Source organism: Bacteroides sp. OF03-11BH (assembly GCF_003604005.1).
GTDB classification, from domain to species: domain Bacteria; phylum Bacteroidota; class Bacteroidia; order Bacteroidales; family Bacteroidaceae; genus Bacteroides; species Bacteroides ovatus.
On record NZ_QTMW01000005.1, the window covers coordinates 132,792 to 144,983 of the forward strand.

The 12,192-nt window shown below is 38.6% G+C and carries 10 protein-coding genes; 8 read left to right on the forward strand and 2 right to left on the reverse strand.

The features are described from left to right. Window positions 1–59: 59 nt before the first annotated feature. Window positions 60–575, forward strand: a complete 516-nt coding sequence (locus tag DXA54_RS05530) for a DUF6125 family protein (RefSeq protein WP_198139047.1) — start codon at window positions 60–62, stop codon at window positions 573–575. Here DXA54_RS05530 and DXA54_RS05535 read toward each other — a convergent pair. Beyond that, window positions 567–1,739, reverse strand: coding sequence for an immunoglobulin-like domain-containing protein (locus DXA54_RS05535; protein ID WP_008646361.1), 1,173 nt, complete (start codon window positions 1,737–1,739; stop codon window positions 567–569). The genes DXA54_RS05530 and DXA54_RS05535 overlap by 9 nt on opposite strands. 279 nt (window positions 1,740–2,018) lie before the next feature. On the opposite strand from DXA54_RS05535, the gene DXA54_RS05540 reads away from it, so the two are divergent. Next, on the forward strand, window positions 2,019–2,363 hold the full coding sequence (locus tag DXA54_RS05540; RefSeq protein ID WP_008015740.1) for a hypothetical protein: 345 nt from the start codon (window positions 2,019–2,021) through the stop codon (window positions 2,361–2,363). 372 nt (window positions 2,364–2,735) lie between these two features. On the opposite strand, the gene DXA54_RS05545 is transcribed toward DXA54_RS05540, so the two are convergent. After that, complete coding sequence (locus DXA54_RS05545; protein ID WP_008646360.1) at window positions 2,736–4,844, reverse strand: BT4734/BF3469 family protein; 2,109 nt, start codon at window positions 4,842–4,844, stop codon at window positions 2,736–2,738. Window positions 4,845–5,868: 1,024 nt separating this feature from the next. On the opposite strand from DXA54_RS05545, the gene DXA54_RS05550 reads away from it, so the two are divergent. The 6 genes from DXA54_RS05550 to DXA54_RS05575 all read left to right on the forward strand — a co-directional run bounded on the left by DXA54_RS05550 (window position 5,869) and on the right by DXA54_RS05575 (window position 12,114). Continuing rightward, window positions 5,869–6,747 carry a M48 family metallopeptidase gene (locus tag DXA54_RS05550; protein WP_008646354.1) on the forward strand — a complete coding sequence of 293 codons (879 nt, stop codon included), beginning with the start codon at window positions 5,869–5,871 and terminating at the stop codon, window positions 6,745–6,747. A 12-nt stretch (window positions 6,748–6,759) separates the two neighbouring features. Continuing rightward, window positions 6,760–7,017: a hypothetical protein gene (locus tag DXA54_RS05555; protein ID WP_004302378.1), complete on the forward strand. Its 258-nt coding sequence runs from the start codon at window positions 6,760–6,762 to the stop codon at window positions 7,015–7,017. Window positions 7,018–7,027: 10 nt separating this feature from the next. Then, on the forward strand, window positions 7,028–7,534 hold the full coding sequence (locus DXA54_RS05560) for a zinc ribbon domain-containing protein (protein ID WP_004302377.1): 507 nt from the start codon (window positions 7,028–7,030) through the stop codon (window positions 7,532–7,534). Between the two features lie 128 nt (window positions 7,535–7,662). Further along, complete coding sequence (locus DXA54_RS05565; RefSeq protein ID WP_120079088.1) at window positions 7,663–9,798, forward strand: tetratricopeptide repeat protein; 2,136 nt, start codon at window positions 7,663–7,665, stop codon at window positions 9,796–9,798. A 250-nt stretch (window positions 9,799–10,048) separates the two neighbouring features. Further along, window positions 10,049–11,188 carry a toll/interleukin-1 receptor domain-containing protein gene (locus DXA54_RS05570; protein ID WP_004323776.1) on the forward strand — a complete coding sequence of 380 codons (1,140 nt, stop codon included), beginning with the start codon at window positions 10,049–10,051 and terminating at the stop codon, window positions 11,186–11,188. 245 nt (window positions 11,189–11,433) lie between these two features. Then, the gene (locus DXA54_RS05575; RefSeq protein ID WP_008646348.1) at window positions 11,434–12,114 is read left to right on the forward strand and encodes an energy transducer TonB; all 681 of its coding nucleotides are present in this window, start codon (window positions 11,434–11,436) and stop codon (window positions 12,112–12,114) included. The last annotated feature ends 78 nt before the right edge of the window (window positions 12,115–12,192 follow it).

Here is a 12,192-nt window from a genome sequence, read left to right on the forward strand (position 1 = left end):
TTCGGATCAATATAAAATCAAAGCGGGATAAAAAATAAGGTAAAATGTAATATTAAGAAATGATGATTGATAAACTGGATTTATTATCAAAAGATGAACTAAAGGAACTGGTCAGAATATACGCAAGAAACATCTATGCACTTGATGGAGTATGGTTTCAATCCGTAGAAGGAAAGAACGGTATGGATGAAGCTATGTTGCACGATGAAAATGCATGGAGAAAATTCACCCGTACGGAAGCCCGGAGAATCAAGAAATTTCTGGAACTTCCTGAACAGGCAGGACTCGAAGGACTGGAGAAAGCATTAGCGATCAGATTTTCTGCATTGTCGAATCCTTCGGTAAGCCTTTTCAAGGAAGGAGATTCTCTTATATATCGTATCAATGAGTGCAGGGTGCAGACTGCCCGAAAGAATAAAGGCATGCCGTTTCATCCTTGTGCGTCGCCTGGTTTTACCGAGCATGATGGATTTGCACGCGTCATAGACGAAAGAATTGTTACTGAAATGATTAGCTGTTATCCGAATGTTACTGATCCGGAGTGTGCTTGTTGTTGGAAATTCACATTAAGGTAGTAATTCAAATTCTCCATAAGCCACTTTGGTGCCTCTGTTGAATGATTTGTAGATACGGTATTTCCCTGGATGGTTGGGGGATTCTGATGTATAGAGTTTAATTGTCTGTTGGTGACTGGGGTGCTCCGGTGGGAAAATCCACAGTATATCATTAACAACAGGGTCGGTCGGCAATGTTTCCCATTGCCGTTTACTTTTGTTATAGTAAGCAAGGCTGTACTTTTCTCCGCACTCGTATTCATCGTGGGAGTGGTTGGTGATGGTTATTTTTACTTCTGTAGTTGATAGCGGATAATGGTCGTGTTCTGTTTCTATAGAAAGCGAAGCGGGACTTATGTTCTCTCCAGTCGGAATGTCACGGGGAATAGGTCGCAATATGACGGAGTTCGTTTGCGATGATTGGTTGGTTTTCTTAGGTAACACTGTATAAAGCCCTTGTTCGTCTTTTATTATCTCATATTTTCCCGATTCCAGCCACGTATTCCAATCCTTAAAAAGGCCGGTGATAAATAGGTATAAATCTTCGGAAATATATATTTCTGTACCTGACTTTAAGTCGCATGCCAACTGACCATTTACGACAGACAGATGTTTCTGGGCTCTTTGTAAGGCTTTCAAATAGACAACCTGATTAAATGCGTAATCTTTATTGAAACCTCGTCCCGTGAATAAATCTATTGCAGCATACGACATCGTCCCTCTTGTCTTCAGGAAAGTAGTGTCGGTTATAGACGTCTTGTATCTATTAGCTTCTTCCCACATCTTTCTTTTTTCCTGTTCTCTGAATTTCTGCACAATCTCGCTCACTTTATCTTGTTCGCTTGTTTCTCTGTGAGATTTTAGGCTGTCATTATCTTGTAATTCGTCATAAAGAGGTAAAGCAAAAAAAGTATTATTGTCCTTTTCAAACTGTTCTATGATACATGGGATAATTTTCTTACCCATAGCTTTTAGCTCTTTGAATTGGGGTAAAATGGTGTAAGCACGGGTACTTGAACTTAATTGTGCTTTGGGATTGTTGTGTATTTCTTTTTCCCAGGCATTAAATAAACTGTCAAATTTGGCTATATCCTCTGTTGTCAAAATATCACCTTTTTCTGTATTCTGTTTAATACATCCTGTAGTGATAAAGATAAATGGCAGAATAAAGAAAAGTGTTCTCATCGTTTTAATTATTAATCGGTTTTGTAATAGGTTTGCATAAGGGTATGTCAAGCTTTTGATCTGTTTCCTGCAAATATAGAAATAATATTTCTAAACCGATAAACTGGATGCTGCTGTTTTTTTACCGGATAAGAAAATGTTTATTCGTTTTTCGATGTGATACTAGCTGCCCTTTGATAAATAATGTGAAAAAACAGTTTTTAGCCTCATTATCGAATTAACTTTCACCCATTTGTGAGGTCTAACATACATAACTTATTTAATATGAGAATTAAAATGATGAGAAAGCAAATTTTAAGTTTAGCAGTTGCGTTATTGATTGGCTCAACTGTATGTATGGCTCAAAATCGTCAGAATGGAAAGGCTGATAGAGAGAAACGTATGGAACAGATTGTTGCCGATCTGGGCTTGAATGAAAAGCAGGCCAAAGATTTCAAAGCTGCAATGAAAGAAATGAGACCTGCGAAAAATAAATCGAATGAAAGACCTACGCGGGAAGAAATGCAAAAGAAAAGGCAGGAAATAGATGCTAAAATAAAAAGCATTCTGACCGATGAACAATATAAGAAATACCAGGATATGCGTAAGAAGGATAACGCGAAGAAAAAGAAAAAAGCAAAATAAGTACTATTCGTTTAATCTAAACCTGTCAAACGGAGAATCGTAAAAGATAATCTGTTATGACGCTATACTTATTTTTGGTTCTTTCATAAATAATTTATTTAATCTACATGACCATTTTCGTTCTACTAAAGTTGAATGCAGGCTCCATTTAAATGAGTCTATTTTTTCAATTTGAGTAGAACGAAAATTTGTTAGACGATGTTTCGTCTTATATTTATACTCCCTCCACTAAAGTTTTTTTTCATGCTTTTATCTTTCAATCTTTCACCTTCTGCTGAAACTCCCTGTCTATGGTAGTTGTACGTTGGTGATAGATGTAAAATGATCTGTCACTGATCTGTCATCTTTCACTGGATATTTTTTATTGCAAACTTATCCTCTTCCCGGCTTGATTCGTATTACTTTGTAGAAATTACCGCGTTTCGTATGCAAAGAAGGTATTTTGTTCTTTTGTAATATTCTTCCGAACTGGACAATACTGCAGATAGATACATGAATCTTGCTGTCATGTTGTAGTTGTTGCAGTATTTCAATGGCAAGGAGTTGCTCGCATTCTTCTCCTTCTTTTGCTCCCCGGAAATATTCGTGAAACAACTGCTCAGCAACCGGCATGACTTGAAATTCTTGATTATTCTCCGTCATGACATTTTCATCTTCCGTGTTGAACCAATATCGTTCTCCTCTATATAAGTCGTGCATGGCTTGTGTATAAAGCTGCTCATAATCGATGGGGGAGCAATCGATGGGGCCGGTCACATTAATTACGATATAGCGTCGGCTGCCGGAAGTATCAGTCAGTAGGTCCTTGTGATTGCTTGTCCCAATGAAAGATGCGTATCGGCGCATCTCTTGAGTAGCGGTGCCATGCGGACGTCGGACGTTGACAACCGGTTTTTGAAGAATATGTTTCAGAAATGCCTGCTGGCTCACTCGGTTCTGGTCAAATTCATCCATATTGATGAGTGCGAACCTATTTAGAGACAGTTCGGCATCCCGCTTATTGCTGAAATCAATGCGGTCGGTATAATAAGCCTGTAATTCAGGTGGAAGCAGACTTCGGCAAAAAGTGGATTTTCGGTATGCCTGTGGACCGACCAGTAACGGTACAGTACAATTGGCGTATTTCCGGTCTGTCTGACGCCAGTGGGCTACCATATTCAGAAACCAGCGGTAAAACAAGTCAGGCCAGTGGGTATTGTTGCAAGGAACCCGGGTTGCCAGTTCCCGAATCCGGTCACGCCCGTCCCAACGGATGTCCAACCCGAAAAGGAAATCTTCAATAGGATTAAAAATAGGGATACGGTCGGAGTCCAGATACCGGACGACGTCTCTGTCCCATAGGTTAAGCCCTTCCAGGCGTGCGTTCATTGCGATGCTGTTCCGTATGCGGTTACTGATGGGGCGGAAACAGAAACAAAACGTGTTTCGTTCGCGGTATTCCGTAACTGTCGTCATCGTATTGTAGCGAAATTCATATCGGCGTTGCATGAATTCTTCCGTCCGAAATTCCAGTTCCTGTTCTGCTGATAAGGGAGATTTCTTTCCGAAACCTTTTTCGCACGTATATACATTCTGTATGGTTTGCCGGATCAGGAATTCTTTGTTCTTTGTATAGAAATGAGCGGTAGACCAACGGATCGTCTCTTCTTCCGGTATTCCTGCCTGAAAACAGTTCTTCGCTACCTGAACCAGCAAAGGTTTCAGGTCTTCATCGGAATGAATATGGATTCTTGGCTGTAATTCGCTTAGTGATTGATATGTCTTGTATAAAGCAGCTTCGAAGAGAGCGGATAATGTGTCGAAACTGTCATATCCCGGAATCAACCGTTTGAATGGAGATGCTTCTGTTTGCACAGCTTCCTTGTAAGTTGTTTCCGAAGGCATTTCCAATGGCTGCCGCATATAAATCACGGTAGATTCAGGGTTGTAATAAAGTTCCGGGTCATAAGTCTGTCGGCAGAACTGTTCCAGGGCAGGATTCTTCAGTTCGATAGCATAGGAAAGGGCGGGCTGGTATAGACTGACCGCTTTTCTGTAGGCATTTGCCTGAAATATTTCCGCTTCTTCCCGTTTTTGAGGAAGTGACTTGTCGGGACGTGTGAATCGTATCCATATTTTCACGGAATGTCCTCCGGAACCCATAAAGGCTGCGAATGTATGTGAAAGTTCGGCCGCTTCCTGCTTCACCCGGTTTACTTCCATCCGGTTGGCGAGATGATTCACTTCTATTTGTATAATGCCGTTATATCCGGTCATTTGTATACCATTGACTGTTTTACGAAAAGTGGCAGCCGGGACAACTTTGACCAATTTCTTGACGTCGTCCAGTTTGCTGTCCGGTGATGCGTAACGGATGCTCGTGCGTAGGTTGCTGACTGGCTGGGCTTTCGTTTCATGCTTCATCGTTTCTATTTGTATGTTTATGTCCAACGTTCGCATGGTTGTCGTTTCTCCGTTGTCCCGCATCAAAGTAAGTTTCATGATAGATGTGTTTTTGTTTATGTCTCTTTATTTAAAAGGCGAGTAAAGGTATGTTTTATTATTGGACTCTCCAAATATATCATCTTCTCTTTGTTGGACCTTCTTATGTACTGTCTCTTACATTGGCTATTAATAGAAAAGTTCCTTTCTTCCCTATGCAAAGTTTCTTTCGTCTAATAGAGAAGTTTCTTTTGGCTGTTTGCAATCTATAAATGAAAGCTTTGATTATATAAATGCAAGTTCCGTTTTTATAAATGAAACTTTCATTTATAAAAACGGAACTTGCATTTATAGTTTGAATCAGGTGAGGAATAAGTTTTCTATTAATGAAAAGGAAGTTTATATTTAATGAAAAGGAACTTATCTATTAATAGTTCAGGAAAGAAATAGCTGTTCCTTTGAATGTGATAAGTGGTGAAAGATGAAAGATTGGGTGATAGATTGAAAAAGAACTGTCAATGGTTTGAAAGTACGATGAACAAAAGGATTTGTGACTTTCGGTGAAAGATGAAAGATATAAATAATATATTTATAATGAATGCTATCTTTTTGTTGTTGTGATTTGCAAAATAAAAAATGTCATGATAGACATGTTTTTCGCATCAATAGTTCTGTTTTTGGTCTGTTTAGACATGATTGGGGCTTTTGTAATTTTTTCTTGCTATATTATTCGTTATATTTGAGACTTGTAATGATGATGCGGTGAACTAGAATATGGAGAATATGTTTGTCCAGGTCTCTGAAATCGCCAATGAAAGGACTGCACAAGGACAACATTTTAGCAGCATGATATTTGTATCTGTTAAAAGCTAATACTGATTATCGTGCTGCTTTCTTATTTTATCAGATAAATGAAGAATTTATTCGCATAATTCTTTTTATGTTTCCGGTTTATTGTATATCAGGATTTTAACCTGTGGTGCTTACGAGGAGTTTGTTGCGTATACCAGTGATATGAAAAGACTGAACTTGATATGTTTTGTAATGAAGGTCATAAAAACAATAGATATTAATATTGATAACCATGATTAAAGCAACAGATTTTATTCATCCTGAGGATGCAGCTGCATTGAGGCAGTTGGAAAGTATTCCCGGATTCCCGACCCTAGTGAAAAAGTTAATGTCAATGGGATTGGAACAACTGCAATATGGCGTTAATATGGCATCTGCAATTCGTTTATCACCGAGTCAATTGCCGAAACTGTATAATCGTCTGCCACCGATTTGTAAAAAGTTGGGTATTGAGCAACCGGAGTTCTATCTCTCTATGGATCCTAATCCTAACGCATGGACCTTTGGCGATACAAAGATTTTTATAACGATCACTTCCGGTTTGGTTGATATGATGACCGAAGAGGAGTTGGATGCAGTGATTGCCCATGAATGCGGGCATATCCTTTGTCATCATGTCTTGTATCATTCTATAGCTCATTATGTGATGGATGGTCTGGATTCGCTGGGCGTTTTGGGGAGTTTGGGAGCTCCTCTTCAATATGCGATTTTGTATTGGGAACGTAAAAGTGAGTTGTCCTGTGACAGAGCTGCCAGTATTGTGACTACTCCGGCCATAGTGGCAAGCACGATGGCTCGTCTATCCGGAGGTCCGACTTCTATAACAAAGAATATCGATATGGAGGAGTGGGCTAAACAGGCAGACCAATATGAGGCTATCCGTAATGACGGATTATGGAATAAGACATTGCAGGTAGCGGCAATAATGAATCAGAATCATCCGTTCTCGGCTGTGCGGGTTAAGGAAATCTTGAAATGGGGAAAAAGTTCTCAATATAAGACTATAGTAGATTATCTTTCGGCAGAAAAATCAGGCAAGGTATGCTCGAATTGCAAACAACCGATAGTGGATGGCTGGACCTATTGCAAACATTGTGGAAATAAACTTTAAATATAATAGCTTATGTTTTTTAATGAACAAGGAATGTTGAATTTAGACGAGGCGGTCATGAACCAGCCCACATTCAAGAAGATTATGGAAGATGGTATAGTTACTGAACAGGAGATCAAGGAACAGTCTGAAAGAATTGTTTCTATATTGAAGTCTATGGAAAAGAACTATACGGAAGAGCAACAGCGTGAAATTAAAGAATTGCTTGTTGAAGCCGGTGTGTTATTTACAACGAGCCAATATCATGCATTACAGTCATTACACTTTTAAAAATAGAATTATGGGAACATTTGCAACAAAAAAGATACTTCAGGGCAATCCTTCTTTGATTCCTGTTATTGCTGAACAAATAAAAACAGAATTTGCGGCCGAGCAGTTTGAGGTACAAATAGATAATTTATTAAGTGGTGGTGTTGATATTTCTATATCAAAGGGCGGTTTATTTAAAGCTGTACTTGGTTTGAAGTCTGCATTGAAAGTCAGCTTGATACCTAAAGATAATGCAATAGCGTTTGAGGCTGGGATAGGGATCTTTGGGCAACAAGCTATTCCTACTATCATTTCTATGCTATTCTTCTGGCCGGTACTTATCACGCAAATTTGGGGGATAGTACAACAGTCCAAACTTGATGATAAGGCGCTCGAAATAGCTGAAGAGGTGCTAAAAAATCGGGATTCTTTTACAACTCTGAATTTGGATATTAACGGTATGGTATTCTGTACGAACTGCGGATATCGGAATATCAAAGGTGCAAAATTTTGTTCGGAATGTGGACAGGCATTGTAAGGAGTTAAAAGCGATGGTTTTATTAAACCATCGCTTTTAATGAATAAAATAGTAAAGGCAAGTAGCAAGGACTATAAGAATAATAAAGGTAAGATTCTAGATAATTCTATAGTTATAATGAAAATGACATGAGTAAATTACGTTTGATAACAGTATTCCTTTTTGCCGTCTTCATGGTATTGGGAGTTACAGCACAGGTTCATACCCAGAAGGGGATAGTCCGCAAGGTTACCCGTTCGGCTTCCGATCCTTTCATTCCGGTGCAGGGTGTACAAGTTATTGTGTCGGGGGAAGCTAATAAAGCAAGTGATAAGGACGGACGATTTTCGTTGAAGGTGAAGGTCACGGATAAGGCGGGTAGTTATACACTGACAGCCGTGCGTGTGCCACAAGGTTCCAAGTATATGTTGGCTTCGCCATCGAAAGGTAAACGACTATTTATATCTGCCAATGACTTGGAAGTCTCGTTGATAACACCAGAAGAAAAGGAGATGGAGTATAAGAAGCGGTATGAGTTACTGAAAGAAAAGTATGAAGAGCAGTCGTTATCTTTACGTAAACTACGCAATGAACTGAATAAGCGTCTTGGAGAATTGAGCGAGTCGGATGTACATTATGCACGTCTGAAAGCGGAGTGTGATAGCATCCGCAAACTTTATCTTGACTACATCAACAATGAGGATAAGATAGATGAGGTTATCAAGGAACTAGCTGGAGAGCTGGCACTGACCGATTATCAGAGCTTGGACTCTTTGGAACTGAGAATCTATAAACTGAAAAAAAACGGAGAATGGAAGGCGCTTAATGACTTGATACGCGAGTCTATGCCCGGCGGAGCCGAGGAGGCCTGGAAGGTGATTGAACAACAGCAACGGAATGCGGACGCAAAAGTAGAACAAGCCAAGCTTGAATTAGCTAGAGGACTGTCAGAACAACAACGGTTGATACAACAACGCAGTCAATGGTTTGGGAAAATGGAGACTGCTATCGAATCATTCAAGATGCAGCATTTGAATGATTCGGTTTCGCATTATTATGAGATTCTCACGAAAGCTGCTCCAACAAATTGGGATTATTTGATTGCAGCGGGAAGGTTTGAAGAAGATTATATGGCTGATTACAATCGGGCTATGAATTATCAGTTGTCTGCATTGAATACAACAGACAATGATACATACAAAGCAACTAGTTACATTATAATAGGGGGAATATATGAGAAGCTAGATGACTATTCTAAAGCTTTGGAATGTTATGAAAAGTCTTTGAAGATTCGGCTATCTGTTTATGGCGAAAATGATGAAATTGTGGCTAATGATTATGAACGTATGGGACAGATATATTTCGCTCAAGATGACTGTTCTAAAGCTTTGGAATATTATGAAAAGTCTTTGAATATCTATTTGATGATTTACGGTGAGAACGCTTCATGGGGAATAGCCAATGTATCTATTGGTATGGGACGTGTATATTCAAATCAAGGAGATTACTCCAAAGCCTTGGTCTGTTTTGAAGGGGCCTTGAAAATATTTTTGTTGCTTAATGGAGATAACCACCCTGCTGTAGCTACAAGTTACAGTTATATAGGACAGATATATTTTGCTCAAAATGACTATTCTAAAGCTTTGGATTATTTTAAAAAGTCTTTGAAATTGGATTTGTCGTTTTTTGGTGAGAACCATCCTTCTGTAGCTTCCGGATATTATAATATTGGGTATGTGTATTTTGCTCAAGGGGATTACTCTAAGGCTTTGGAATATTTTGAGGAGGTTTTAAAGATTCGTTTGTCAGTTTATGGTGAAAATCATTCCCGAGTAGCTTCTGTTTACAATGATATAGGAGAAATATATTCCGTTCAAGGAGATGATTTCAAAGCTTTGGATTATTTTAAAAAGTCTTTGAAAATAGTTTTGTCAGTTTATGGTGAAAATCATTCTCAAGTATCTTCTATTTATGATCATATAGGAGAAATATATTTTGCTCAAAAAGATTATTCTAAAGCCTTATATTATTTTGAAGAGTCTTTGAAAATCCGTTTGTCTCTTTTTGGTGAGAACCATCCTGAGGTAGCTTTGAGTTATTATAGTATAGGGAGTTTGTATATAATTCAAGGTGACAAATCCAAAGCTCTGAACTATTATGAGAAGTCCTTGAAAATCCGTTTGTCTGTTTATGGTGAAAATCATCCTTTGACAAAGGAAATTATGGATTTGATTAATGTTGCTGCTAATAGTAAGGTATTACAATCCCCTGAAACAACAAAATAATTTATGAAAACTCATATTATATTAGGAACCATCACCGAAAAGATCTTTCGCTTTTGAGCGAGGAATGTCAGAAAACTATATTGTTCTTGAGTGTGCTGATGGAGGATAGAAACAAATATATTAATGTTTTTGATTTGAACAATAATATGATAGGCATGCAATTGCAGATATATCCCATGAATGTGTAGGAAAAAGAAAAAATAGTGGAATGTTATCAAATGTGGTTAATTTTAAATAGAAATCAGACGAAATGGCACACAATTTTTTTGCTTTTATTAGCTATCGTCATACGGACATTAAGGCGGCGAAGCGATTACAGTTTTTATTAGAATCGTACAATTTGCCGACAATGATTCAGAAAATGAAGCCGGAGGCACCTAAACGGTTTAAAGTCTTTCGTGATGCTGATGAACTGACGAGTGGTGTACTTAGTGACGAACTGCATCATAAATTGGATGAATCGAAATATCTGATTGTCATTTGTTCGCCGAATTCGGCACAATCGAAATATGTAGGGGAGGAGATTGCCTACTTCCGCTCGAAGGGACGCGAAAGAGAGATTATACCTTTTATCATTGACGGTATTCCTCATTCCAAAGATCGGGAATGTTTTCATGCTCAACTGACGTTAGGCGGATTGGAACTTTTGGGGATTGATGTGCAGGCGGAAAATTCAAGATTCCATGCGATACGTTTCCATCAAGCATTTATCCGTCTTGTGGCAAGAATGCTTGATGTGGACTTTGGCGTATTATGGAACCGTCGAAAGCATTTTCTCGTTAAGCTGGTCGCTTTGATGATTGTTGTTCTTTCCATTATCATCGGACTGGCAGTGAACGCAATTCATTCACGTCCTTTCGATTTAGCAGTGCAATTATCACAAACACCTTGCAAGGCTCTCCCACTTAGTGCCGATGAAACAGACAGTCTGTATCTGTTTCTAGGTGAAAATGATCTACGCACAGTGGTTCTAAAAGATTTGGATAATGCTGTTTTGTTTCCCAACATTCCGGGAAAGTATAAAGGACAGAATATGAGAATTGTTGCAAAGGCTTATGGTTGCTATGTGTTGGACACAATCGTATCTATTACTTCAAAGATGGCATTGCCTATTCAACGGAATCCTGAAACGTTTGGGCATATTCAATACTGTATTGTAGATAATGAAACGGAAAAGCAACTTATAGGTGTAACATTCGACTTTGGCTTTCTGAAAGTGAAAACGAACGATGAAGGTATACTCGATGTACTCATTCCAATAGACCGGCAGCAGGTGTCTTATCCGGTGAAAATTGATTATAACGGAATCTCTATGCATCTGACCTATTCTGGAGATTCATTGCAGGCGTCCGGTCATACTGGTCTTAGTACAATTTATGTTCAATATTGAGATATGAAAAATAGTGGTATAGAAACGTTTACTCATACTAAACTCACTAAAGCCGAATTATTCATAAATTTTATCCAAAAGAAGAGAAAAGAATAAAATAAACAAGAGACGTCGTAACAACCTATCCATAAAACGATTATATTTATTGCAGCGAGAGAGCACTTTAAGTAATGCTTAAGAGGAAAAACGAAAAGTAGTATATATACTATATATTTTCTATTATTAATTACTTAAACACATTTTTTATGGAAGCCAAGAAATCAAAAAAGGCTGCAATTGAGAATCAACGGGGTTCTTGGTTGTTGATGGGTTTGGTTGTTGCGCTAGCCTTCATGTTCGTTTCGTTCGAATGGACACAACATGACGTCAGAGTTGCAGCACTATCACCAGATGATGAATCCATCTTTGTAACAGAGCTAGTTCCAATCACATTCCCTGAAGAGAAACTGGAACCGCCTCCTCCCGAAACTAAGGTAACAGAATTGTTCGAAATAGTGGAAAACAATACGGAGGTGACGGATAACGTTTCTACAGTGTCAGAGGATATGAATGCAGTTCAAAACGTTATTTGGATACCCCCAGTGGTAGAAACAGAAACGGTAGTTGAAGACGTTATTCACGTAAGTGTTGAAGTCATGCCGGAGTTTATTGGAGGTACAGCTGCTTTAATGAAATATTTAAGTAGTAATATCAAATATCCAACGATTTCGCAGGAAACTGGTTCACAAGGAAAAGTCATTGTTCAGTTTGTTGTAGACAAAGACGGAACGATTTCCAATCCTGAAGTTGTGCGAGGGGTTGATCCTTATTTGGATAAAGAAGCTATCCGCGTGATAAGTTCTATGCCGAAATGGACTCCCGGAGTGCAAAATGGTAAGAAAGTACGAGTGAAATTTACTGTACCGGTATCATTCAGACTACAGTAGTAACTTGGAATAAATGAGTATGAGGGTCGGTTCTTTATGGGAACCGACCCTTTTTCAATAAAAAAATATATCTTTGTC